Origin of the sequence: Citrobacter sp. wls615, assembly GCF_005281355.1 — a bacterium.
In the GTDB taxonomy this organism is placed as follows: Bacteria; Pseudomonadota; Gammaproteobacteria; order Enterobacterales; family Enterobacteriaceae; genus Citrobacter; species Citrobacter werkmanii.
Window position 1 is genome coordinate 123,548 of record NZ_SZXM01000047.1, and the last position, 25,159, is coordinate 148,706.

The following is a 25,159-nucleotide window of genomic DNA, read 5'->3' on the forward strand; positions in this document are numbered from 1 at the left end:
ATTAGCATTCACAACGAAATTACCCATGTTTCAGTTTAAGCGCCAATGATAGTGCATTCTGTGATAACGGATCATGGGGAAAGATCACATCAGGCTGTAAATCATCAAGATGTTTGCCCATTATCGTGGCAATTTTTCCGGGTCTGGCGAATACCGTCAGACCTTTCATAAATAACGTATCGGTAACCCGCTGCTGCTCATCAAGCGCAATGGCGACGACCACGCGCGGTTTAAACCGTCCGCCGGAACGACCTACACCAACCCGGCCCTGCTGGCAGAGTTTGTCAAACGCCTGGTTAAAGCGGGATATTTGCCAGCCGCCGAGCGCCAGTTGCAGGCACCAGGCGATAGCGGCGACGGTAATCAGTGCGGAAACCATTATGTACTCCTTTGATTTTGCCGGATAAGCGCAGCAGCCATCCGGCAATTCAACATTAAAACATCACCTGACCGCCGGTCACGTTGATGGACTGCCCGGTGCAGTAAGAGGCTTTTGGACTGGCGTAAAACAGCAGCATGTTCAGTACGTCCTGATAATCGCAGCCGCGTTTAAGCGGAACCTTATCAATGTAGTACTGCTCCACCTCATCTGGCTTAAGGCCCAGCTTGGTCGCATATTGCGGTAATAACGACTGAAACATTGGTGATTTCAACAGGTTGCCGAGCATTAGCGAATGGACGGTAATACCGTATTCCGCTAGATCCAGCGCCAGCGATTGGGTTAAACCCACGCCGCCGAATTTTGCCGCGCTGTAGCCCGAATTGTGTTTACTGCCTACTTTCCCTGATTTGGAGTTGATCTGGATAATGCGTCCCTGAACGCCATCGCGGATCATCAGGCGTGAGAATTCACGGGCGCAGAGGAAGTAACCGACCAAATTCACCTGCAGCGAGCGGTCGAAATCCCCAAGCTGAAAATCGCTGATAAACGCGGCTTTAGCGATACCCGCGCTGTAAACCAGCAGGTCGACGCGACCGAATATTTCATCCACTCCGCGTGACAGTGCCAGCACGCTCTGTTCGCTGGTGGCATCAGCGCCAAAACCGTACGCTGTGCCTTCGCCAAACTCGGCGTTAATCTCCTGCGCGACGTTGGCGGCTTTATCACTTTGAATATCCACCACCGCGACGCGGTATCCTTCTGTCGCAAGCCCACGGCAAAGGAATGCCCCCAGGGTCTGGCCTCCACCAATGACAACGGCAACCTGATTCATCTTTTTCTCCTTCAATCTTAAGCAACAAACTTCAAAATACAGCCCGGCGCGATATCGTCCGGTACAGGGCCCGCCACATGTACGGTGCCTGGGAATTCCGCTTCGCTGAGTCCGTCAAAACGTAGGGTGATATGCCCCAGTTCACGTAAGTTCTGTTCCGCCACGCTGCCAACGGCGGTGACCGGGTAGTGATGCTGGCCTAGCTCAAACTGGAGCCCAGCTCGCAAAGCGCCATTCAGCTCTCCGTGGCAATGGATGAAGCAAAACTCTTCGATATCCGCTGGCGCACCTTCACGAAAGGTGATCAACATCTGGTCGCAAAGTGCGTCTGGGGCGCTCTGTCCGATACGGGTGATGGTGGTTTGATAAATCACGGTCATTTTTGAGTGCCTCTTATTGGTAAATAAAGCCGGATACAAACCAGGCGATGAGAACGGTAGGCGCGCCGGCCAGGAAGCGGCTTACCAGGACGGATGGCACACCGACGCGGACCGTGTCCTGACGCGCTTCGGCCAGCGATAATCCCACCGGAATAAAATCGCATGCCGCTTGCGCATTAATGGCAAACAGGGCCGGTAGCGCCAGATGGGGAGGGATGTTCCCCAGGCCAATCTGTACGCCGATCAGCACCCCGATAACCTGGGCGATGACCGCACCAGGGCCGAGGAAAGGCGACAACAGCGGGAAAGAGCAAATCAGCGCCAGCGTCACCAGTCCCAGCGGGTGGCTGGCGAGCGGTGCGAGACCGTGGGCTATCCAGTCTCCCAGACCAGAAGCCATGATGATGCCGATCAGCGCCGAGACGAACGCCATAAACGGTAGAATGGTTTTCAGAACGGTATCAATAGTGTCGCGACCGGCCTGGAACAGGACAGCAACGGCTGACCCCATGCCCATACCGACTTTTGCCAACAGACCATCGCTTTGTTCAGTAATCTTTTTACTGGTGTCGTAATCGCGACCGATAGTGCTGCTTGCAGGCTGTGGCGCAGCGGATGCTTCCCCGACAACCGTGATGTTTTCTTCTTTCACGCCAGAGACATAGATATCTTCAACAATGTACTGGGCCAGCGGACCGGATTTCCCCGTGGCGTGAATATTTATCGTGGGTATGCGACGTTTGGGATAGATCCCACAGCGTAGCGTGCCGCCGCAATCGATGATCGCCACAGCAATTTCATTCTCCGGCGGTTCGCCCTCTTTGAAACCATCAACGGCCTGCCAACCGGTCAGGTTCGCCAGTTTGTCGACAATCGCAGGGCGAGTTCCGGCAGTGATATAGACAATTTTCTTGCCCGGCACAGCATCCAGTTCAAGTGGGCCGCCCCAGCCGCCGGTGCCTTTTTCAATACGAATACGCGTCATGATGTTGCTCCCGCCAGATGAACTTTCTGCTCAAGTTGAATGCCCATTTTTTTCTCGAAAATGGCGGTGGTGAAATCGGTCACCCAGCCGCGGAAGAAGTTGGTCACCAGGCCGACCAGCAAATAGCTCACCGCCAGCGGGCCAAGAGGAAGCCCCAGCGTCGTCAGGCCGCTGGCGATACCCAGATAGACAAACAGCTCGCCGGGGTTGATGTGCGGGAATAAGCCGTTCATGGAATGGCAGCTATAAGAGGCCGCAGCGTAGTAGCTGGGTTTGTACTTTTCTGGCATAAAACGGCCCAGGCTCAACGTCATCGGATTACAAAACACAAATGTGCCGATGCACGGCAGTAGCAGATAGCGGGATAGTGGGTTTCCGGCGCAGCGCTGGGCAAAACGTTCAATACGCTGCTGGCCGATAAAGTTAATCAGCGCATTCATGATGACCAGCAGGCTAATCAGCAGGGGAAGGATACCGGTCACCATGCCGGTAAACACCTCTCCGCCTTTCTGGAACAGCCCGATAAACCACTCAGCACCGAGTGTGATGGTGTCGATCATTATTCTCTCCTGTAGGGTATTTTAGTTATCTTGCCAAACGGAAACTAATTTTAATCAGATCGAAAGATTTAAAAGTGTTATTTTGATCTCAAAATGAAAGATAAATATTTTAATGTGAAAGTTATTGTGTAAGCGCTCGCAAATATGACGGTCGGAAGTGTAAGAGGGGGAAAATTCTGTGAAGCAGAGCGACTACTGCTTCCTTGTATGGCGGAGGATGCTTTACCATACTTCTCCCAGGCTGAATTTGTTTAATGGATGTCTCATGTTCAAGCGTCGTTATGTAGCGTTACTTCCCCTTTTCGTATTGCTTGCTGCCTGTAGCAGCAAACCTAAACCTTCAGAGACTCAAACGACTACGGGTACGCCATCCGGCGGTTTCCTGCTTGAGCCACAGCATAATGTCATGCTAACGGGCGGCGATTTTGCCAATAACCCGAACGCGCAACAGTTCATCGAGAAAATGGTGAACAAGCACGGCTTTGACCGTCAGCAGTTGCAGGAGATCCTGTCGCAGGCCAAGCGCCTGGATTCGGTATTACGTTTAATGGACCGTCAGGCGCCGACGACGCAACCGCCAGCCGGACCTAACGGCGCATGGCTGCGTTATCGCAAACAATTCATCACCCCGGACAACGTACAAAACGGCGTAGCCTTCTGGAATCAATATGAAGATGCCCTGAACCGCGCGTGGCAGGTCTACGGCGTTCCTCCGGAAATTATCGTCGGTATTATTGGCGTGGAGACGCGCTGGGGCCGCGTGATGGGCAAAACGCGAATTCTCGATGCGCTGGCGACGCTGTCCTTTAACTATCCTCGTCGTGCGGAGTACTTCTCCGGCGAACTGGAAACTTTCCTGTTGATGGCGCGGGATGAAAGCGACGATCCGCTCGATTTGAAAGGTTCCTTCGCCGGTGCGATGGGCTACGGCCAGTTTATGCCGTCTTCCTATAAAGAGTATGCGGTCGATTTCAATGGCGATGGACACATTAACCTGTGGGATCCGGTAGATGCCATCGGTAGCGTGGCGAACTATTTTAAAGGCCATGGCTGGGTGAAAGGCGATATGGTCGCGGTGCCGGCGAATGGCCAGGCCCCCGGGCTGGCGAACGGTTTTAAAACTCAGTACAGCATTTCACAGCTTGCCGCCGCGGGACTGACGCCGCAGCAGTCGTTGGGGAATCATCAGCAGGCCAGCCTGCTGCGCCTGGATATTGGTACCGGCTATCAGTACTGGTATGGATTGCCGAACTTCTACACCATCACCCGCTACAACCACAGTACCCACTACGCGATGGCCGTGTGGCAACTGGGTCAGGCGGTCGCGCTGGCGCGCGTGCAGTAATCGCTCCACCGGCCTACGGGAAGAAATCTCTTGTAGGCCGGATAAGATGCCCTGACATCGTCATCCGGCAGGTCTTATTTATGCAACGGAGCAATTTTTGGAATCCCCCTCGTAAAACGTTCTCTCCATCCCCACATTGGTTATGAAAGTGCTATCTTGTCCGGCATATTTTTTAACTGACAGAGGCTGAAATGACTGACAGTGAACTGATGCAGTTAAGCGAGCAGGTTGGCCTGGCGCTGAAAGCGCGTGGGGCGACCGTTACGACGGCGGAATCCTGCACCGGCGGCTGGGTGGCCAAAGCGATTACGGATATTGCCGGAAGCTCCGCCTGGTTTGAGCGCGGGTTTGTGACCTACAGCAACGAAGCTAAAGCACAGATGATTGGCGTGCGCGAAGAGACGTTGGCCCAGCATGGGGCGGTGAGCGAGCCTGTGGTGGTGGAGATGGCAATTGGCGCGCTAAAAGCTGCGCGCGCGCATTTCGCGGTCTCGATCAGCGGTATTGCCGGGCCGGATGGCGGCAGTGAAGAAAAGCCCGTGGGTACCGTATGGTTCGCCTTTGCCAGCGCGAGCGGCGAGGGGATTACGCGTCGGGAATGCTTCAGCGGCGATCGCGACGCGGTACGCCGACAGGCGACCGTCTACGCGTTACAAACCCTGTGGCAACAATTTCTACAAAATACTTGATACTGTATGAGCATACAGTATAATTGCCTCAACAGAACATTATCTACCACGTTTCGCGGTTTAACCCGAAAGCGGCATGACAGGAGTAATTAATGGCTATCGACGAAAACAAACAGAAAGCGTTGGCGGCAGCGCTGGGTCAGATCGAAAAGCAATTCGGTAAAGGCTCCATCATGCGCCTGGGTGAAGACCGTTCCATGGATGTGGAAACTATCTCCACCGGTTCGCTTTCTCTGGATATCGCATTGGGCGCGGGCGGTTTGCCAATGGGCCGTATCGTCGAAATCTACGGGCCTGAATCCTCCGGTAAAACAACGCTGACCCTGCAGGTTATTGCCGCTGCGCAGCGTGAAGGTAAAACCTGTGCATTTATCGATGCAGAACACGCGCTGGATCCGGTCTATGCCCGTAAGCTTGGTGTTGATATCGACAACCTGCTGTGTTCTCAGCCGGATACCGGTGAGCAAGCGCTGGAAATCTGTGATGCGCTGGCGCGCTCCGGCGCGGTTGACGTTATCGTTGTCGACTCCGTTGCCGCATTGACGCCGAAGGCAGAAATCGAAGGCGAGATTGGTGACTCTCACATGGGCCTTGCGGCACGTATGATGAGCCAGGCAATGCGTAAGCTGGCCGGTAACCTGAAGCAGTCCAACACGCTGCTGATTTTCATCAACCAGATCCGTATGAAGATTGGCGTTATGTTCGGTAACCCGGAAACCACCACCGGTGGTAACGCCCTGAAATTCTATGCGTCTGTTCGTCTGGATATCCGTCGTATTGGCGCGGTGAAAGAAGGCGATAACGTGGTTGGTAGCGAAACCCGCGTTAAGGTTGTGAAAAACAAAATTGCAGCGCCGTTCAAACAGGCTGAATTCCAGATCCTTTACGGTGAAGGTATTAACTTCTACGGCGAACTGGTTGACCTGGGCGTGAAAGAGAAGCTGATTGAAAAAGCCGGTGCATGGTACAGCTATAACGGTGAGAAAATCGGTCAGGGTAAAGCGAATGCGACCAACTGGCTGAAAGAAAACCCGGCAACCGCAAAAGAGATTGAGAAGAAATTGCGCGAGTTACTGCTCAATAACCAGGATTCAACGCCAGATTTCTCCGTTGATGACGGTGGTGCAGACGTAGCAGAAACGAACGAAGATTTCTGATAATCTGTTTTACATCGCATAATAGTAAAGGGCTGCATATCATGCAGCCCTTTTGCATTTCTGAAGGTTCACTATGACAGATGCAACTTCCCGCCGATCCGCTTATTCCCGACTGCTCGACCGCGCCGTGCGTATTCTGGCAATGCGCGATCACAGCGAGCAGGAACTACGGCGTAAACTGGCCGCGCCGGTGATGGGTAAACATGGACCGGAAGACATTGATGCTTCTGCGGAAGATTACGACAAGGTCATTGCCTGGTGCATTGAAAGTCGTTATCTGGATGATGACCGCTTCGTTCAGCAGTTTATCGCCAGCCGTAGCCGTAAAGGCTATGGGCCTGCGCGAGTGCGGCAGGAACTCAGCCAGAAAGGGATCTCGCGTGAGGCTATCGAGCGCGCCATGCGCGAGTGTGAAATTGACTGGGCAGTACTTGCGCGCGAGCAGGCAATCCGGAAATACGGTGAACCTTTACCAGTGGATTTTTCAGATAAGGTAAAGGTCCAGCGTTTTTTGCTCTATCGCGGCTATCTGATGGAAGATATTCAGGCAATATGGCGAAATTTTGACGATTGAGCGCATACGGGATTTTACTTCCCAGTAAAGAAAACTTATCTTATTCCCACTTTTCGATTGCCAGAGGCGCAGTTTACGTGTCGATGCTGGTAATGACATTTCGTTAGCTTGATTTCTTCAGGATAATTATGAGCAAGAGCACCGCTGAGATCCGTCAGGCGTTTCTCGATTTTTTCCATAGTAAAGGACATCAGGTAGTTGCCAGCAGCTCCCTGGTACCGAACAATGACCCTACTTTGTTGTTTACCAACGCCGGGATGAACCAGTTCAAGGATGTTTTCCTTGGCCTCGACAAGCGTAATTATTCCCGCGCAACTACCTCGCAGCGTTGCGTACGTGCGGGCGGTAAGCACAACGACCTGGAAAACGTCGGTTACACTGCACGTCACCACACCTTCTTCGAAATGCTGGGCAACTTCAGCTTCGGCGATTATTTCAAACACGATGCCATTCAATACGCGTGGGAACTGCTGACCGGTGAAAACTGGTTTGCCCTGCCAAAAGAGCGTCTGTGGGTCACCGTCTATGAAACTGACGATGAAGCCTATGAAATCTGGGAAAAAGAAGTCGGTATTCCGCGCGAACGTATCATCCGCATCGGTGATAACAAAGGCGCGGCCTATGCATCCGATAACTTCTGGCAGATGGGTGATACCGGTCCTTGCGGTCCGTGTACCGAAATTTTCTACGATCACGGCGACCACATTTGGGGCGGCCCTCCGGGAAGCGCAGAAGAAGATGGCGATCGCTACATTGAGATCTGGAACATCGTCTTTATGCAGTTCAACCGTCAGGCTGACGGCACCATGGAACCGCTGCCGAAGCCGTCCGTGGATACCGGTATGGGTCTGGAGCGTATTGCGGCCGTGCTGCAACACGTTAACTCCAACTATGAAATTGACCTGTTCCGCTCACTGATTGAATCCGTAGCGAAAGTTACCGGTGCGACCGATCTGAGCAATAAATCGCTGCGCGTCATCGCCGACCATATCCGTTCCTGTGCATTCCTGATTGCCGATGGCGTTGTCCCATCGAATGAAAACCGTGGCTATGTGCTGCGCCGTATCATTCGCCGCGCGGTACGTCATGGCAACATGCTGGGCGCGAAGGATACCTTCTTCTACAAGCTGGTTGGTCCGCTGGTGGAAGTCATGGGGTCAGCAGGTGAAGAACTGCAGCGTCAACAGGCTATGGTTGAGCAGGTTCTGAAAACCGAAGAAGAACAGTTCGCGCGTACGCTGGAGCGTGGTCTGGCACTGTTGGACGAAGAACTGGCAAAACTGACCGGCGATACGCTGGATGGCGAAACCGCCTTCCGTCTGTATGACACCTACGGCTTCCCGGTTGACCTGACGGCAGACGTTTGCCGCGAGCGCAACATCAAGGTTGACGAAGCGGGCTTTGAAGCCGCAATGGAAGAACAGCGTCGTCGTGCGCGTGAAGCCAGCGGCTTTGGCGCAGACTATAATGCGATGATTCGCGTTGATGGCGCTTCAGAATTTAAAGGCTATGAGCACCTTGAGCTGAACGGCAAAGTGACTGCGTTGTTTGTCGATGGTAAAGCGGTAGACGCCATTAACGCTGGTCAGGATGCTGTTGTTGTACTGGATCAGACGCCGTTCTATGCGGAATCTGGTGGTCAGGTTGGCGACAAGGGCGAACTGAAAGGTGCGGGCTTTGCGTTTGTCGTGAGCGACACGCAAAAATATGGCCAGGCGATTGGTCATATCGGCAAACTGTCTGCGGGTTCTCTGAAAATTGGCGATGCAGTGCAGGCTGATGTGGATGAAGCTCGTCGTGCGCGTATCCGTTTGAATCACTCCGCAACGCACCTGATGCACGCGGCGCTGCGCCAGGTACTGGGCACGCATGTGGCACAGAAAGGTTCACTGGTTAACGATAAAGTGCTGCGCTTCGACTTCTCTCATACCGAAGCCATGAAGCCTGCTGAAATCCGTGCCGTTGAAGATCTGGTGAATGCGCAAATTCGTCGCAACCTGCCGATTGAAACGAACATCATGGATCTGGAAGCGGCGAAAGCCAAAGGCGCAATGGCGCTGTTTGGCGAGAAATATGATGACCACGTGCGCGTTCTGAGTATGGGCGATTTCTCCACCGAACTGTGTGGCGGTACTCACGCCAGCCGTACGGGGGATATCGGTCTGTTCCGCATTGTGTCTGAGTCAGGTACTGCGGCGGGCGTTCGTCGTATCGAAGCTGTAACCGGTGAAGGCGCTATCCAAACCGTGCATGCTGAGAGCGATCGCTTAAGCGATATCGCGCAACTGCTGAAAGGCGATAGCCAGAATATCGGTGATAAAGTGCGTTCTGTACTGGAACGTACGCGTCAACTCGAAAAAGAATTGCAGCAATTGAAGGAACAGGCTGCGGCGCAGGAGAGTGCAAATCTCTCCAGCAAAGCGGTTGATATCAACGGCGTGAAGCTGCTGGTCAGTGAACTCGCGGACGTTGAGCCGAAAATGTTGCGTACCATGGTTGATGATCTGAAAAATCAACTGGGGTCTACCGTTATCGTTCTGGCAACGGTAGTTGAAGGTAAGGTTTCTCTGATTGCTGGTGTGTCTAAGGATGTGACAGACCGTGTGAAAGCAGGGGAGCTGGTTGGTATGGTCGCTCAGCAGGTAGGCGGTAAGGGTGGCGGTCGTCCGGACATGGCGCAAGCCGGTGGTACGGATGCAGCGGCTCTGCCTGCAGCGTTAGCCAGTGTGAAAGGCTGGGTCAGCGCAAAACTGTAATAACTATAAGCGTAAGTCGACGCTGCGGGCTTCAATCCGCAGCGTTTGCATCAACGCTATCGACAACGATAAAGTCAGGTTGAAGTTGTGTATATCGGCTAAACTTAGGTTTAACAGAATGTGATGCCGTGACTGCTTACACTTAGGTGTTTGTCATCGCTTACTTTTTGGCGTTATATGATGGATAATGCCGGGATACAGAGAGACCCGACTCTTTTAATCTTTCAAGGAGCAAAGAATGCTGATTCTGACTCGTCGAGTTGGTGAGACCCTCATGATAGGCGATGAGGTCACCGTGACAGTTTTAGGGGTGAAGGGCAACCAGGTACGCATTGGCGTAAACGCCCCGAAAGAAGTTTCTGTCCATCGTGAAGAGATCTACCAGCGTATCCAGGCTGAAAAATCCCAGCAGTCCAGTTACTAAGGTTTTCGCGTCTCACCTTTCTGGTGAGGCGCAACCTGATTGAGTTGTCCTCTTTCTTCGCTTTTCTGCTTCATTCCCTCGTTTTCTCGTTTCCCATACGCATATTGTCGTTCCCGGCGAATTTTCTGTTTGTACATTGCCGGCAGGAAACTGCCAATTTATCTGTTGATAAAACACTCTTTTTGCCGTTTTTGCAGACTAATTGCGCGTGAAATGTGCAAACGATAAAAGCTCTGGAAAAATTGTTTGACTTATAAGTCCCAGAAAGTAATATGTGCGCCACGCAGCGACGATGAGCAGAAACAAGTTCTTCGAAGCACTCGCAAGAGGCGTGTTGGTGAGGTGGCCGAGAGGCTGAAGGCGCTCCCCTGCTAAGGGAGTATGCGGTCAAAAGCTGCATCCGGGGTTCGAATCCCCGCCTCACCGCCATTTGCATCCGTAGCTCAGCTGGATAGAGTACTCGGCTACGAACCGAGCGGTCGGAGGTTCGAATCCTCCCGGATGCACCATCTCTTACTTGATATCGCTTATTGCGGTATCAATATCGGCAGTAAAGCAAGTTTCCCGATGCATCCGTAGCTCAGCTGGATAGAGTACTCGGCTACGAACCGAGCGGTCGGAGGTTCGAATCCTCCCGGATGCACCATCTTATCTGCAATAGTGCATTAGCGTTATTACAGAAAATCGATATTGCTTTTTCAGCGACATCACATCTGCAGTAAAGTACGTTTCACCGATGCATCCGTAGCTCAGCTGGATAGAGTACTCGGCTACGAACCGAGCGGTCGGAGGTTCGAATCCTCCCGGATGCACCATCTTCTCCTAAATAATAGCGAAACTGTTATTTCACGGTCTGCGAGATAATCGCCAGCACCAGGGAGGATAACGTTGCTTCAGCAACGGCCCGTAGGGCGAACACTAGTGAGTAATCCTCCCGGATGCACCATCTCCCACTTGAATTATTTCCACATACTCTCTGAACATCCCTCAATTCGCTGTCAGCGACAAAATCAATCAATTACGATAAAATAACGTCTGGTCATTCGGCTTGTGAGAAGACGATGTACGAACGTTATGCGGGTTTGATTTTTGATATGGATGGCACCATCCTGGATACCGAACCTACGCACCGTAAGGCGTGGCATGAGGTATTGGGCCATTATGGGCTAAGGTTTGATGAACAAGCCATGGTCGCCCTCAATGGTTCCCCAACGTGGCGTATTGCCCAGTCGGTTATTGAATTGAATCATGCCGATCTTGACCCTCATGTTTTGGCACGAGAAAAAACGGACAAGGTAAAAAGCATGCTGCTGGATAGCGTCCAGCCTTTACCGTTGGTTGAAGTGGTGAAAGACTGGCATGGTCGCCGTCCTATGTCGGTAGGGACGGGGAGTGAAAGCGCAATTGCAGAGGCTCTGCTCGCTCACCTTGGTCTGCGTCGCTATTTTGATGCTGTGGTTGCTGCCGATCACGTACAACGCCATAAGCCTGCTCCTGATACGTTCTTGCTCTGTGCTGAGCGAATGGGGGTTGTTCCGGCGCGCTGCGTCGTGTTTGAAGATGCCGATTTTGGACTGCAGGCGGCGAACGCAGCGGGGATGGACGCCGTGGATGTTCGGTTATTGTGAGTGATGGACTATCGCTCCTGTCACTGTTTGCCAGCAGTTTTCTCAGCGCCACGCTATTACCCGGCAATTCTGAAGTTGTTCTGGTTGCCTTGCTGGTTTCTGGGGCCAGTCATCCCTGGGTCTTAGTCTTAACAGCAACAATGGGTAATAGCCTTGGAGGGTTAACTAACGTTATCCTTGGGCGTTTCTTTCCATTGCGTAAAACATCGCGCTGGCAAGAGAAAGCCACTGGTTGGCTGCGGCGCTATGGCGCTGTCACACTATTATTAAGCTGGATGCCGGTTGTGGGTGATTTACTGTGCCTGTTAGCTGGATGGATGCGCATCTCGTGGGGCCCAGTTCTCTTTTTCTTATGCCTTGGCAAGGCGTTGCGCTATGTTGTTGTCGCAGCGGTTACGACGCAAGGCATTATGTGGTGGCACTAATTGTGTTGTGAGATAGCCTTCAGGGTAACCAATACCATTATGCTAATTAAAACGATTTTGACAGGCGGGAGGTCAATTTGATCCCGAACGTATCACAGGCACTGGCCTGGCTGGAAAACCATCCTCAGGCGTTAAAGGGGATTCAACGTGGGCTGGAGCGTGAAACGCTGCGCGTTAATGCTGATGGGTCATTGGCAACGACAGGCCATCCTGAGGTGTTAGGCTCAGCGCTAACACATAAGTGGATAACCACGGACTTTGCCGAAGCGCTGCTGGAGTTTATTACTCCACCTGGCGACGATATTCATAAAATGCTGACGTTCATGCGCGACCTGCATCGTTATACCGCCAGAAACCTGGGTGACGAGCGTATGTGGCCGTTGAGCATGCCTTGCTATATTGCCGAAGGTCAGGATATTGAGTTGGCTCAGTACGGTACGTCGAATACCGGTCGTTTGAAAACGCTTTATCGTGAAGGCCTCAAAAACCGTTACGGCGCGTTGATGCAGACCATCTCCGGCGTACATTACAACTTCTCGCTGCCGATGGCTTTCTGGCAGGCGAAATGCGGCGTAACGGACGGCGAAGATGCTAAAGAGAAGATCTCTGCAGGTTACTTCCGCCTGATCCGCAACTATTACCGTTTTGGTTGGGTGATCCCGTATCTGTTTGGCGCCTCACCGGCTATTTGTTCCTCCTTCCTGCAAGGAAAACCGACCACCCTGCCGTTTGAAAAAACCGACTGTGGGATGTATTACCTGCCGTACGCGACATCGCTACGTCTGAGCGATTTAGGCTATACCAATAAGTCGCAAAGTAATCTCGGAATTACGTTTAACGATTTGCATGAGTATGTGGCAGGATTAAAGCGCGCGATCAAAACCCCTTCCGAGGAGTACGCGGCGATCGGTCTGGAGAAGGACGGTAAGCGTCTGCAAATTAACAGCAACGTTTTGCAGATTGAAAATGAACTGTATGCGCCTATTCGTCCAAAACGCGTCACTCGTCGTGGTGAAACGCCTTCTGACGCGCTTCTGCGTGGCGGTATTGAGTACATCGAAGTACGTTCACTGGATATTAACCCGTTCTCACCAATCGGCGTAGACGAGCAACAGGTGCGCTTCCTCGATCTGTTTATGGTCTGGTGCGCATTGGCCGATGCGCCGGAAATGAGTAGCGATGAGCTGTTATGTACGCGTACTAACTGGAATCGCGTTATTCTGGAAGGGCGTAAGCCTGGCCTGACCTTAGGCATTGGCTGTGAGACAGCGCAGTTCCCACTGCCTAAAGTGGGTAAAGATTTGTTCCGCGACCTGAAACGCGTAGCACAAACGCTGGACAGCATCCACGGGGGAGAGGAGTATCAAAAGGTATGCGACGAGTTGGTCGCCTGCTTTGATAATCCTGAACTGACATTCTCCGCCCGGATCCTACGGTCTATGATTGATGAAGGCATTGGCGGTACGGGCAAAGCGTTGGGTGAGGCTTACCGCAATCTGCTGCGCGAAGAGCCGTTGGAGATATTGCAGGAAGAAGAGTTTATTGCTGAAACCGAAGCTTCAAAGCGTCGTCAGCAGGAGATCGAAGCGGCTGACACCGAGCCGTTTAGCGTGTGGCTGGAAAAGCACGCTTGATACAAAAGAAAAAGGCCACTCGGGAGTGGCCAAAATTTCATCTCTGAAAACAGGGATGATGATAACAAATGCGCGTCTTTCATATACTCAGACTCGCCCCGGAACAAAGAGTTCAGATTATTTTTAAAAAATTTATCGGAGGTGGCTAAATGCCGTTGTTAGATAGTTTTACTGTCGATCACACCCGGATGGAAGCTCCCGCGGTCCGGGTTGCAAAAACGATGAACACCCCGCATGGCGACGCAATCACCGTGTTTGATCTGCGTTTCTGCATTCCGAACAAAGAAGTGATGCCTGAGAAAGGTATCCACACGCTGGAACACCTGTTTGCAGGTTTTATGCGTAACCACCTCAACGGTAACGGCGTTGAGATTATTGATATCTCTCCGATGGGATGCCGCACTGGCTTCTACATGAGTCTGATTGGTACCCCGGACGAGCAGCGTGTTGCCGACGCGTGGAAAGCGGCGATGGCTGACGTACTGAAAGTGCAGGATCAAAACCAGATCCCTGAGCTGAACGTTTACCAGTGCGGCACGTATCAGATGCACTCGCTCAGTGAAGCGCAGGACATTGCCCGTCATATCCTTGAGCACGATGTGCGCGTGAACAGCAATGAAGAGCTGGCGCTGCCGAAAGAGAAGTTGCAGGAACTGCATATTTAGTTGTCATGCAGGAACGCATCTAATCCGGCTGACAAATAATAGGCGCCAGCCGGTATAAAAAAGCCAGTTCATTTGAACTGGCTTTTTTGATCAATGTGCGCCGCCAGCGCCGCCGCCTGCACCAAACGGTGGTTTAGCGAACCAGACAAGACCAAGCAGCACCAGGAAGATCCCCGCCGACATCCAGAAGATTTCGTTGGCGGAAATGATCAGCCCTTGATTGGTTATCTGTTGGGCCAGCCAGCCAGAGGCTTGCTCCTTGCTCATCCCTAATCCCTGCAGCTGGTTATACATAGCCTGGGCATTTGGGTTGTAGGGGTTAACGGACTCCGTTAACTGCGCATGGTGTAGCGACTCACGGTTAGTCCACATTGTCGTGGTAATGGAAGTCCCGATAGAACCTGCCAGCGTTCGCGTAAAGTTAGACAAGCTGGAAGCCGCAGCCAGACGTTCAGGTGGTAAACCGGACAGCGTAATGGTTGTCAGCGGCATAAAGAAGCAGGCTACCGCGAAGCCCTGAATAAACTGCGGCCAGGCCGATGCGCCAAAGTCCATACCCGGTTCGAACGTCCACGCACGCCAGTAGAAACAGACGGCGTACATAATAAAACTGAACGTGACCAGCCGACGCATATCCAGCTTATGCGCGAAGCGACCGATTATCGGTGACAGGATCACCGGGATCACCCCAACCGGCGCGGAGGCCAGACCGGCCCAGGTTGCCGTATATCCGTAAACCTCCTGCAATAGCTGCGGCAGCAGGACGATTGCACCGAAGTAGAGCATATAGGCCAGACTGATACACAAACAGCCGATGGTAAAGTTTCGCGACTTAAACAGCGAGAGGTCGACAATCGGATGCTCGTCGGTAAGCTCCCAGACGATCAGGAAGCTGATAGCGACAACGGCAACCACCGTCAGGATGATAATCTCCTGTGAGGCAAACCAGTCCAGCTCTTTGCCGCGGTCGAGCATAATCTGCAAGCTACCGATACCAATGACCAGCAATGCCAGACCAATGGCGTCAATGCGTCGCTGCTCGGTTTTGGTTTCTCGCCCGCGTAGAGTTTGCAGGGTCATCAATACCACCGCCGCGCCGATTGGCACGTTGATGAAGAATATCCAACCCCAGTGATAGTTGTCGCTAATATAGCCCCCAAGAATCGGGCCGCATATTGGGGCGACAATCACCGTCATCGACCATAGCGCGAGGGCGATGGAACGCTTGGCGGGAGGATAATTATTCAGCAACAGGCTTTGCGAAAGCGGAATTAATGGACCGGCGACAATCCCTTGTACCACGCGGAAGAAAATCAGCATGTTCAGGCTGTTGGACATACCGCACGCCCACGACGCAATGGCGAAAGCGATAGTCGACCACATAAATAGCTTCACTTCGCCAACGCGCTTTGCCAGCCAGCCGGTGATCGGAATAGAGATAGCGTTCGCCACCCCAAAAGAGGTGATCACCCAGGTCCCCTGGCTCAGCGAAGAGCCCAGGTTCCCGGCGATAGTGGGGATCGCCACGTTAGCAATGGTGGAGTCCAGCACCTGCATGAATGTCGCCATAGACAGCGCGATCGTCATAATGACGAGCTGCGCGCCTTCCAGCGGTTTTTGCTGTTGCATCACACGCACCTTTGAATTAGCCCGCGTTGGCCCGCACGATCTCTTCGATCATCTTATTGACCGGATCAAGGTTGATTTCACGTGCATTACTTTCTGATACCGGTGTGGTACGGACCTGGCTTGCCAGAATTTGTCCGTCGCGATTTGAGGTATCCACCGTAACCAGCGTGGACAAACCGATCCGCAGCGGATGCTGCGCCAGTTGCTGCGCATCCAGTTCGATACGTACCGGCAGACGCTGGACGACTTTGATCCAGTTACCGGTTGCGTTTTGCGCAGGCAGGAGAGAAAAGGCGCTGCCCGTACCCATATCCAGGCCAACAATTTTACCGGTGTATTTCACGTCATCGCCGTAAATATCACTGATAACCGTCGCAGGCTGGCCGATACGCATGTGCGCAAGCTGCGTTTCTTTAAAGTTGGCATCGACCCACAGGTTGGTGGCCGGAACAACCGCCATCAGCGGCGTGGTTGGGCTGATTTGCGCGCCAGGCTGGACGGAACGACGGGAAACATAGCCGGTCATTGGACTGACGATTCTGGTACGTTCCAGCGCCAGCCAGGCGTTGCGCACTTCGGTGGCGGCCTGTTGCACGGCAGGCTGATCTTCCAGCTTGCTGCCGAGAATCATCGCCTGGTTAGCATTATATTGTTGGATTGCGACATCAAGCTGCGCTTGAGCGCTGGCAACGGCATCACGCGCATGTTGCAGTTCTTCGCGGCCAATCAGGTTCGCATTGCCCAGCGGTACGCGACGATTAAAATCGCTTTGCGCCTGTGCCAGAGCGGTTTTCTGCACTTCAATGCTTGCCTGTAACTGCTTGCTGTTGATCATCAGCTGGTGCGTCTGGCGCACGCTGGAAGCCAATGCCGTTTTGGCTTTTTCAAATGCCTGCTTAGCATCCGTCTGATCGAGGGTAACCAGCACATCGCCTTGTTTAACAAAGTCAGTGTTATCAGCCCAGACTTTCGTCACGCTGCCTGATACCTGCGCCATGATTTGAACTTGGTTCCCTGCCACGTACGCATCGTCCGTCTCTTCGACATGACGCAGTACTAAAAACCAATAAATCCCAATAGCCCCGGCAATGATAATAAAGAGCAAGGTCAGAAGGAGCAGCGCATTTTTACGTTTGCCATTCTTCTTAACCGGTTGCTGCGGGGTTTGAGTCTCCGCATTTGCGCTCATGTTGTTCTCCACGATCTTATTTTTTTCACATCGGCTGAGCCGACCTGTTCATCAGAAAGGCCAGCAGTATGCGTGCTGGCCTGTCGGTTTTCATTTATAAATCTGGATTTCTGAGCGAGTCAGCGCGTTAGCGCAGCGCTTCTAATACCGTGCCATCCTGCTCCATCTGATCAAGACGGGTCAGAAGTTTACGGGTGATTTGCTCAAGCTGATCTTTTTCGGTGGTGCTGAGAGATGACCAGAGTTGATGCAGGCAGTTGTGCTGAGGTGGTAAAACCTCTTGCAAAAAAGCATGGCCTTTTTCGGTCAATTGCAGATGCAGACAGCGGCGATCGTTATCGCTTTCGCGACGTTCAATCCAGCCACGTTTTTCTAACTCATCCGCAATGCGGGTAGCGTTAGTCCGTGACGAGCCAAGCGCGCAACTCAGTTCAGAAGGCTGAATACTGTGGTTTTCCTGAGACTCCAGCGTAATCAACGCCATAAACAATGTCTCGTTAATCCCTTGAGCTTTCAGCATCTTATTGCGATTTTCCAGCAGCTTGCCTTGCATGTGCATGCAAAGACGAGTCAGAAGCACTTCCTGATAAGGGAACTCTTCGTAGCGGCTGGCGCGAAATTTTAGCATTTGTTCAATGGGCGTAAACGAACTATCCATTTGGGTATAACCTCATTAATTTCAGCCGATATAGTAACGACAGTGACAAATAAAGTAAATGTATTATTTATTTAAAATGATTGTTTTTATCTATAAGCCAACCAGCATTTTCCAGGCTAATCCGTAGCCCAGAGCACTCAGTAAGGTCGGAATGATGATGCTGCGGGTCTTATAGAAGCTTGCGCCCAGTATGACAAACCCCACCAGCGTAGGCACGAACCGGCGAGCATCGTGCATCACTTCTGGCGCGGTAGACACCACCAACAGGGCGCAAATTGATGCAATGCCAATGGTGTCGAGTAATATGCCCGTCGCGCCGCGTCTTGTCGGGCGAACATTCCCCACCCCAAGACGGAGCGGTAAATAGCGAAAGCAGTAATTCACGCAGCCGACCAGCAGGCCGAGCAGTAAAACTTCATAGCTCATCCGGTCCTCCCTGCCAAAATGACTGGAGCAACGCGGTCAGGCATCCGCAGACGATGCCCAAAAGGATGGCGGCAGGGATAGAAAAGAGTATTACCCCCGCCAGCGCGCCAGCCAGTGCGGCAGTCACGCAGAGCGCCTGTTGACGCTGGAAAGAGGCGAGCAGGAAACTCATAAATAGCGCCGGAAGCATGAAGCCCAGTGCCGCTTCAACCGCGGGATAATCTTTGAGTAAACCACTACCGGAAAACGCGCCGACCACCGTGCCGAATACCCAGGAAGCCCAGGAACATAGCGCAATGCCAATCATCCAGTTTTCACTCCAGCGCCGATTATCCCGTACCAGTTTAGCCGTTGCGGCGGCAAAGACTTCATCGGTGAGGCCAAAGGCCCACAGCGCGCTTTTGGGTTTGTTCAGTCGCTGTGTGATACGGCTGCGCAGGGAGGGACCGTATAAAACATGGCGGACATCCATAGCCATAACGGTCAGTGCGGCGACCCACAAAGAACTGCCTGCGGCAAGCATGGTGGTAATGACAAACTGGCTGGCTCCCGCATAGATAATGCAGGAGAAAAAGAGGCTTTCGACCGGCGTAAAGCCAAGGCGAGTAGCATTGAGACCAAATGCAAAAGCGACCGGAATATAGCTGATAACTATCGGTAGACTGTCTTTGCATCCTTCCGTTAACGTCGCCGAACGGGATCCGGACTGGGGTATAGGGCTTTCCATAGGGTTATAGGTTTCATTACCGAAATTAATATAACTTGGTTCAATGAGTTATAACCTTAGCAGACTGATGGGCTCCTTAACACCCTGTGGAGCCCAATCAGCGGTAAACAAGCGCTATACGCTTAATTTACGGCTTCCTGACGGTGAAAACCTCGCCACCAGACCAACAGGTTGAGTACGGCAACGGTAGTACCCGCCAGACAAACGCCAGCCCAACCGGCATGCTGCCAGGCGGAAGCGGAAATCAACGAACCAGCGGCCCCGCCAATAAAATAGCTGGTCATGTAGCCGGCGGTCAGACGGTTACGTGCATCCGGATGAATGCGATAAATAACCGTCTGGTTAGTGATATGCACTCCCTGAACGGTGAGATCCAGAATCAGGATGCCGATAATCAGCATTGGCACCGAAGTATGCCCGAGCCAGATAGCCAGCCACGAGAGCAACAGTAACAACAGGCCGACGGTTGTGGTGAGATGTGATTTTCCTTTATCGGCAAAGCCACCCGCCGGGCGCGCGCCTAACGCACCAGCCGCCCCCGCTAGACCGAACAGACCGATCATCCCCTCTGAATAGTTAAACGGCGGCGCGGCGAGCAAAAATGCCATTGAGGTCCACAGAATGCTGAAGTTGGCAAAGGTCAGACAGCCCAGCATCGCGCGGGTACGCAGCAGTTTATCGTGGATAAACAGGCTGAATACGGAGCCTAACAGTTGCGGATAGTTAAGATGGGTATCTGATTTCATCTTCGGCAGACCGCGCCACAGCGCAATCGCCATCAACGCCATCAATATCGATGCCACCCAAAATACGGTGCGCCAACCGCCAAGGTTCGCCAGTAACCCCGCTACGGTGCGCGCCAGCAGAATACCCAGCAACAGGCCGCTCATAATCGTCCCGACGACTTTCCCGCGCTTGTCCGGGGTGGCAAGCGTTGCCGCCAGTGGAACCAGGATCTGCGCCACTACCGAGAACAACCCGGTCAGGGCGGTGCCGAGGATCAGCATGCCCAGCGACTGGCTGCTGGCGGTAATCAGCATGCCGCCTGCCGCTAACAATGTCATGGAAACAATCAACATCCGACGCTCAAACATATCGCCAAGCGGTACCAGGAATAGCAAACCTGCGGCATAGCCGAGCTGGGCCGCGGTGACGATGAATCCCGCTGTACTGGCAGACAGTGAGAAGTTGCGGGCGATGGTGTCGAGCAGCGGTTGCGCGTAATAGTTACTGGCGACGGCAAGGCCGGTGGCGATAGACATTAACAGGATCAGCGAAGGGCTAAGTCCCTGAGTGGTTTTCGTCATGGTTTTCAACTGAATAATGGGTTGCAGAAAACAATCATAACGGAAGTGATTAACTGTTGCTGATTTGTTGGGTGATGGATTGTGCGGTTTAGGGGGGATAGAGGGAAACAGGCCGGATAAGCGTTAGCGTATCCGGCATTCAGTCGATGTTATTTCTGCGCAGCCAGCGCTTCGTTTACCCAGCCGTCGAACTGCTGCTGGTGGGCTTTGATCCAGCCGTCTACGTGACCCTGAACATCGGCTTCAGACGCTTTACCGTCATGCATCATCGCGTTCTGTGCGTTGATATCCGCCAACGGTAATTTCATGATAGCGAACAGTTTCGCTGCCGCTGGGTTTTTCTCCGCCCAGGCTTTGTTGGCGACGATGTGCATGGTGTTCACCGGGAAACCGTAGTTTGCACCGTTTGGCAGTTTGGTATCGATATCTTTCTGCTCACCCGGCAGGGAAGAGAATGGTACCTGCAACCAGACCACATCTTTGCCCGGCTTCATCACGTCGCTGACCCAGTACGGAGTCCAGGTGTAGTAGAGGATCGGTTTGCCTTCTTTAAAGCGGGTGATGGTGTCTGCCATCATCGCCGCATAGTTACCGTGGCTGACCTCGACCGTTTTTTCCAGATCGAAGGCTTTGTTCTGGTGGTTGATCACCGCTTCACAACCCCAGCCAGGAGAACAGCCCATCATATCGGCTTTTCCGTCACCGTTGGTGTCAAAAATTTTGGCAATCTTGGGATCTTTTAACTGGGCGATGTTGGTGATTTTGTACTGCTCAGCAGTTTTTTTGTCGATCAGATAACCCTGTGCAGCACCCGTAACGAATACCCCCTCGCGATAAAACTTTTTGTCTCCGCCCGCCGCGGCGTACATATCATCATGCAGCGGCTGCCAGTTCACGGCGGTAAAAGTTGCATCGCCAGAGGCAATGGAGGTATAGCCGACGTTGTAGTCAACTTCGCTGGTTTTGTTAACGGTGTAACCCAGTTTCTCCAGCGCGCGGGCGACCAGCTGCGTCTGGAAGGATTCTTCAGAGATAGTGCTCTGGATTGGCTGTACGGTGATGCCTTTGCCTGGCAGGTCGGCAGCGAAAGCGCTGGTGGAGACAAGGGTGGCAAACGCTGTGGCAATAATAACTTTCTGTCGCATCGTTGTTCCTTAATTATTGGAGGGACGTATAGGCCCGGTAAGCACAGCGCTACCGGGCAACGGGTGTATTACTTCGTGAAAGGGCGAGTGATAAGCCCAACGGGACCAGTGGTGTACCAGCGACGGTTGCCCCGGCTACGCGAATCGCGACCAACGGCCTGCGTCAGGCGGTCCAGGATGATGGCGAGGATCACAATCCCAACGCCACCAACCGTGGCTAATCCCATATCCAGACGACCAATTCCGCGCAGAACCATCTGACCCAATCCGCCAACGGCAATCATCGAGGCGATGACCACCATCGAGAGCGCCAGCATCAGCGTTTGGTTAACCCCGGCCATAATGGTGGGCATCGCCAGCGGGAGCTGCACTTTAAACAGCATTTGACGTGGGCTGGCGCCAAACGAGCGCGAGGCTTCAATCAGGTCGGCCGGCACCTGGTTAATCCCCAGAATGGTCAGACGGACGATTGGCGGCAGGGCGAAGATAATCGTCACCACTACGCCAGGGACGTTACCAATACCGAACAGCATGACAATCGGCACCAAATACACGAAGGCGGGGGTGGTTTGCATCGCATCCAGCAACGGACGAACAATCTTTGCCGCCCGAGGGCTGCGCGCCAACCAGATGCCCATCGGCAGACCGATCACCACACAGAACAGTAATGCGGTCAGCACCAGCGCCAGCGTGATCATCGCTTGCGACCACGCGCCAATGGCGCCGATAGCAATCAACGAAATCAGCGTCGCGACACCCATTCCAACGCCGGAAATCTGCCAGGCGATCAGGGCGAACAGAATAATCGCCACGGGGGCAGGCATACCCAACAGCATTTGCTGGAAGCCGTTGAGAATGTAATCCACCGGTACACGGATGCCCTGGAAGACCGGACGAAAATGGGTAACCACCCAGTCGATCCCCTCGGTGACCCAACTGTCCAATGGGATCAGCGTCTTATGGAACGGATCCATAATGTTGAAATGCTCTGGTGCCGGCGCGGGCGCGCTGGTCAGCCAGTCTGCGCTACCGCCGTCAGTAGGTGCGCCAGACGGCGTGCTCCAGGCATCGGCGGTTTGTGCGGCGCTATCGGCCGCTGGTGTGGTATCCCACGGATTAGTTTGATCAGCCATTGTTTGCCCCCTCACGATCTAAAGCCTGTAACAGCATGCGTTTTGAAATGACGCCCACATACTGCTGTTCCTCGTCAACAACCGGTACCGCACACGGTGCCTGGCCGACATGAGAAAGCAACTCGCTGAGAGGAGTTTGTGCATCGACAGCCAGCGGTTCATTGATCAACGCCGCTTCAATACCTTGCGCCTGACTAAGCGCGGTTTTTAGTGAGTCGATCGAGACGACGCCGACGAATTTATTGCCACGTTCGATCACGTAACCATATTCGCGATCTTTGTCCTGCAATAATTGCAGCGCCGAACGAGGGCCTACGCCTGGTGTTTTACGAATTAAACCTTCGGGGCTACGGCGGGAAATATCTTTTGCGCTGAACACCTGGCTAATATCAACGCCGCGGAAGAAGGTGCGTACATAATCATTAGCCGGATTATTCAGGATTTCATCCGGTGTACCGACCTGTACCACTTCACCGTTTTGCATAATGGCAATTCTGTCGCCAATACGCATAGCTTCGTCGAGATCATGGGAAATAAAGACCACCGTACGTTGATGCTTCGCCTGGAGTTTTACCAGTTCATCCTGCATCTCGGTGCGAATTAATGGATCGAGGGCTGAGAAGGCCTCATCCATTAATAAGATGTCAGGGTTAATGGCTAATGCGCGGGCGAGACCTACACGCTGACGCATCCCCCCGGAAAGTTCATCCGGGTAAGCGTGAGCGTAATTCTCCAGACCAACCTGACGTAGAGCATCCAGCGCCTTTTCGCGACGTTCATCCGCGGCGACGCCGGCTAATTCCATGCCGAATGCCGTATTGTCCAGCACCGTCATATGCGGCATCAGGGCAAAGGACTGAAAGACCATCGCAATCTTTTTTCTGCGCACCTCGCGGAGTTCGGCATCGGAGATCCGGGCGATATCTACGCCGTCGATCAGTACCTGTCCGCGGGTGGGTTCAATCAGGCGATTGAGAAGGCGTACCATTGTGGATTTACCCGAGCCGGATAATCCCATGATGACAAATATCTCGCCTTCTTCAATGGCCAGACTGGCGTCTTTAACGCCAAGCGATAGCCCTGTTTTATCCAGAATTTGCTCTTTGGTAAGTCCTTTTTCAATATATTTGAACGCTCTCTGAGGATGCTCGCCAAATATCTTATAGAGGTTCTTCACTTCTAATTTAATTGCCATGCAATAGAATGATTCCTGTTATTTGTTTATATCGATATATTACCTGATGGAAATAGTGACCTTTTTCTACCCTAACATACTGAGAATCTGAGACAACCCTGAATTTAGTTGTGGCATGAATATTGCCGAAGCTGAGATGGCGGGACTTCCCGTGATATAAGGGCTGAGCGCGAATATGAGTAGACTGATATTTTTTGTAAATGCCAATGAAAAGGCGCCTGAATTGATGGAATGCAGGCGAATAATGCGGCTGATATTGAGTGTAGATCACACAATTATATTTGCACGATAAAAGTGTGATCCTGTTAAAATATTTCCGCGAAAAATGTACGGTATTTCCCGTGAAAATGAGAGTTAAAAATTCCAGTCGTCGTCTTCAGTTTCGACCGCTTTGCCCATTACATAAGATGAGCCAGAACCTGAGAAGAAATCGTGGTTTTCGTCTGCATTGGGCGACAGCGCGGCAAGGATTGCCGGGTTAACCTCCGCCATCTCTGGCGGGAATAACGCCTCATAACCCAAATTCATTAATGCCTTATTGGCGTTGTAACAGAGGAAGGCTTTGACGTCATCCACCCAACCGGTTTCTGCATACAATTCTTCCGTATAACGCGCTTCGTTATCATACAGTTCCATGAGCAGGTCGAGGGCAAAATTCTTTAACTCCTCGCGTGCGGATTCAGAAATATACTCCAGGCCTTTTTGAAATTTATAACCAATGTAATACCCGTGGACCGCTTCATCACGAATGATCAGACGAATGAGATCGGCGGTATTCGTCAGTTTGCCGCGGCTGGAGAAATACATCGGCAACCAGAAGCCGGAATAGAACAGGAAGGATTCCAGAAACACGCTGGCAATTTTCTTCCGCAACGGATTATCGCTGGCGTAATGGGCCAGAATAATCTGCGCCTTACGTTGGAGCGGATTATTTTCCTCACTCCAGGCGTAAGCTGCATCCACATCTTTGGTCTGGCAAAGCGTGGAGAAAATAGAGCTGTATGAGCGGGCGTGAACGGCTTCCATAAAGCTGATATTCGACAGCACCGCTTCTTCGTGTGGTGTTAATGAATCCGCCATTAGCGCTGGCGCACCGGCAACATTCTGAATGGTGTCGAGTAGCGTTAGCCCGGTAAAAACGCGGATAGTTAACTGCTGCTCGGCAGCGTTCAACGTTTGCCAGGACGGGACGTCGTTAGAGAGCGGGACTTTTTCCGGTAGCCAGAAGTTACTGGTCAGGCGATTCCATACTTCAAGGTCTTTATCATCTTCAATCTTGTTCCAGTTGATGGCGCTCACGCGGGATAATGTCAT

Annotated in this window: 25 protein-coding genes and 4 tRNA genes; 14 read left to right on the forward strand and 15 right to left on the reverse strand. The window is 52.6% G+C overall.

Annotation, left to right across the window (positions count from 1 at the left end; genetic code table 11):
• Positions 1-19: 19 nt before the first annotated feature.
• The 5 genes from gutM to srlA are packed head-to-tail and all read right to left on the reverse strand — an operon-like array spanning position 20 to position 3,139.
• The gene (gene gutM / locus FDX04_RS13500; RefSeq protein ID WP_137361199.1) at positions 20-379 is read right to left on the reverse strand and encodes a transcriptional regulator GutM; all 360 of its coding nucleotides are present in this window, start codon (positions 377-379) and stop codon (positions 20-22) included.
• A gap of 55 nt (positions 380-434) precedes the next feature.
• Positions 435-1,214 (reverse strand): sorbitol-6-phosphate dehydrogenase, encoded by a 780-nt coding sequence (srlD, locus tag FDX04_RS13505; protein ID WP_003037345.1) that lies wholly within the window; start codon positions 1,212-1,214, stop codon positions 435-437.
• 17 nt (positions 1,215-1,231) lie between these two features.
• Positions 1,232-1,594: a PTS glucitol/sorbitol transporter subunit IIA gene (srlB, locus tag FDX04_RS13510; protein ID WP_137361198.1), complete on the reverse strand. Its 363-nt coding sequence runs from the start codon at positions 1,592-1,594 to the stop codon at positions 1,232-1,234.
• Positions 1,595-1,607: 13 nt separating this feature from the next.
• Positions 1,608-2,579, reverse strand: coding sequence for a PTS glucitol/sorbitol transporter subunit IIB (locus FDX04_RS13515; RefSeq protein WP_137371076.1), 972 nt, complete (start codon positions 2,577-2,579; stop codon positions 1,608-1,610).
• On the reverse strand, positions 2,576-3,139 hold the full coding sequence (gene srlA, locus FDX04_RS13520; protein WP_003825953.1) for a PTS glucitol/sorbitol transporter subunit IIC: 564 nt from the start codon (positions 3,137-3,139) through the stop codon (positions 2,576-2,578). Before srlA ends, FDX04_RS13515 begins: the two co-directional genes overlap by 4 nt.
• A 265-nt stretch (positions 3,140-3,404) precedes the next feature.
• Here srlA and mltB point away from each other — a divergent pair, with 265 nt between their 5' ends.
• The 14 genes from mltB (at position 3,405) to luxS (ending at position 14,436) form a co-directional block, all read left to right on the forward strand.
• Complete coding sequence (gene mltB, locus FDX04_RS13525) at positions 3,405-4,484, forward strand: lytic murein transglycosylase B (protein WP_170975163.1); 1,080 nt, start codon at positions 3,405-3,407, stop codon at positions 4,482-4,484.
• A gap of 191 nt (positions 4,485-4,675) precedes the next feature.
• Entirely contained in the window at positions 4,676-5,173 is a 498-nt protein-coding gene (pncC, locus tag FDX04_RS13530) for a nicotinamide-nucleotide amidase (protein ID WP_048225249.1), read from the forward strand.
• A gap of 92 nt (positions 5,174-5,265) precedes the next feature.
• Complete coding sequence (gene recA, locus FDX04_RS13535; protein WP_042310549.1) at positions 5,266-6,330, forward strand: recombinase RecA; 1,065 nt, start codon at positions 5,266-5,268, stop codon at positions 6,328-6,330.
• Positions 6,331-6,403: 73 nt separating this feature from the next.
• Complete coding sequence (gene recX, locus FDX04_RS13540) at positions 6,404-6,904, forward strand: recombination regulator RecX (RefSeq protein WP_061382321.1); 501 nt, start codon at positions 6,404-6,406, stop codon at positions 6,902-6,904.
• Positions 6,905-7,032: 128 nt separating this feature from the next.
• Positions 7,033-9,660 carry an alanine--tRNA ligase gene (gene alaS / locus FDX04_RS13545; RefSeq protein WP_137361196.1) on the forward strand — a complete coding sequence of 876 codons (2,628 nt, stop codon included), beginning with the start codon at positions 7,033-7,035 and terminating at the stop codon, positions 9,658-9,660.
• A gap of 238 nt (positions 9,661-9,898) precedes the next feature.
• Positions 9,899-10,084, forward strand: coding sequence for a carbon storage regulator CsrA (gene csrA / locus FDX04_RS13550; protein WP_000906486.1), 186 nt, complete (start codon positions 9,899-9,901; stop codon positions 10,082-10,084).
• Between the two features lie 336 nt (positions 10,085-10,420).
• Positions 10,421-10,513, forward strand: a tRNA-Ser gene (locus FDX04_RS13555).
• A gap of 3 nt (positions 10,514-10,516) precedes the next feature.
• A tRNA-Arg gene (locus FDX04_RS13560) sits at positions 10,517-10,593 on the forward strand.
• A 60-nt stretch (positions 10,594-10,653) separates the two neighbouring features.
• Positions 10,654-10,730 (forward strand) — tRNA-Arg (locus FDX04_RS13565).
• Positions 10,731-10,822: 92 nt separating this feature from the next.
• Positions 10,823-10,899: transfer RNA gene (locus FDX04_RS13570), tRNA-Arg, on the forward strand.
• A 246-nt stretch (positions 10,900-11,145) separates the two neighbouring features.
• On the forward strand, positions 11,146-11,712 hold the full coding sequence (gene yqaB / locus FDX04_RS13575; protein ID WP_137349501.1) for a fructose-1-phosphate/6-phosphogluconate phosphatase: 567 nt from the start codon (positions 11,146-11,148) through the stop codon (positions 11,710-11,712).
• Positions 11,709-12,137 (forward strand): YqaA family protein, encoded by a 429-nt coding sequence (locus tag FDX04_RS13580; RefSeq protein WP_042313100.1) that lies wholly within the window; start codon positions 11,709-11,711, stop codon positions 12,135-12,137. Before yqaB ends, FDX04_RS13580 begins: the two co-directional genes overlap by 4 nt.
• 77 nt (positions 12,138-12,214) lie before the next feature.
• Complete coding sequence (gshA, locus tag FDX04_RS13585) at positions 12,215-13,771, forward strand: glutamate--cysteine ligase (RefSeq protein WP_137361195.1); 1,557 nt, start codon at positions 12,215-12,217, stop codon at positions 13,769-13,771.
• A 149-nt stretch (positions 13,772-13,920) separates the two neighbouring features.
• Positions 13,921-14,436, forward strand: coding sequence for an S-ribosylhomocysteine lyase (gene luxS, locus FDX04_RS13590; RefSeq protein ID WP_016154160.1), 516 nt, complete (start codon positions 13,921-13,923; stop codon positions 14,434-14,436).
• Between the two features lie 90 nt (positions 14,437-14,526).
• On the opposite strand, the gene emrB is transcribed toward luxS, so the two are convergent.
• The 10 genes from emrB to nrdF all read right to left on the reverse strand — a co-directional run bounded on the left by emrB (position 14,527) and on the right by nrdF (position 25,159).
• Positions 14,527-16,065, reverse strand: a complete 1,539-nt coding sequence (gene emrB, locus FDX04_RS13595; protein ID WP_137371078.1) for a multidrug efflux MFS transporter permease subunit EmrB — start codon at positions 16,063-16,065, stop codon at positions 14,527-14,529.
• 16 nt (positions 16,066-16,081) lie between these two features.
• Entirely contained in the window at positions 16,082-17,254 is a 1,173-nt protein-coding gene (gene emrA, locus FDX04_RS13600; protein ID WP_137361192.1) for a multidrug efflux MFS transporter periplasmic adaptor subunit EmrA, read from the reverse strand.
• A gap of 127 nt (positions 17,255-17,381) precedes the next feature.
• Positions 17,382-17,912, reverse strand: coding sequence for a multidrug efflux transporter EmrAB transcriptional repressor EmrR (gene emrR, locus FDX04_RS13605; protein ID WP_042313109.1), 531 nt, complete (start codon positions 17,910-17,912; stop codon positions 17,382-17,384).
• Between the two features lie 90 nt (positions 17,913-18,002).
• Positions 18,003-18,338, reverse strand: a complete 336-nt coding sequence (gene ygaH / locus FDX04_RS13610) for an L-valine transporter subunit YgaH (protein ID WP_042313111.1) — start codon at positions 18,336-18,338, stop codon at positions 18,003-18,005.
• Entirely contained in the window at positions 18,328-19,065 is a 738-nt protein-coding gene (locus tag FDX04_RS13615; protein ID WP_079226097.1) for an AzlC family ABC transporter permease, read from the reverse strand. The genes ygaH and FDX04_RS13615 overlap by 11 nt, the downstream gene beginning before the upstream one ends.
• Before the next feature lie 122 nt (positions 19,066-19,187).
• The gene (locus tag FDX04_RS13620) at positions 19,188-20,372 is read right to left on the reverse strand and encodes an MFS transporter (protein WP_042313311.1); all 1,185 of its coding nucleotides are present in this window, start codon (positions 20,370-20,372) and stop codon (positions 19,188-19,190) included.
• A 149-nt stretch (positions 20,373-20,521) separates the two neighbouring features.
• A complete protein-coding gene (gene proX, locus FDX04_RS13625; protein ID WP_048215698.1) occupies positions 20,522-21,517 on the reverse strand; it encodes a glycine betaine/L-proline ABC transporter substrate-binding protein ProX in 996 nt (331 codons plus the stop codon).
• Positions 21,518-21,585: 68 nt separating this feature from the next.
• Positions 21,586-22,650, reverse strand: coding sequence for a glycine betaine/L-proline ABC transporter permease ProW (gene proW, locus FDX04_RS13630; protein WP_137361191.1), 1,065 nt, complete (start codon positions 22,648-22,650; stop codon positions 21,586-21,588).
• Positions 22,643-23,845 carry a glycine betaine/L-proline ABC transporter ATP-binding protein ProV gene (proV, locus tag FDX04_RS13635; protein WP_042313120.1) on the reverse strand — a complete coding sequence of 401 codons (1,203 nt, stop codon included), beginning with the start codon at positions 23,843-23,845 and terminating at the stop codon, positions 22,643-22,645. Before proV ends, proW begins: the two co-directional genes overlap by 8 nt.
• Before the next feature lie 354 nt (positions 23,846-24,199).
• The gene (gene nrdF / locus FDX04_RS13640; RefSeq protein WP_042313123.1) at positions 24,200-25,159 is read right to left on the reverse strand and encodes a class 1b ribonucleoside-diphosphate reductase subunit beta; all 960 of its coding nucleotides are present in this window, start codon (positions 25,157-25,159) and stop codon (positions 24,200-24,202) included.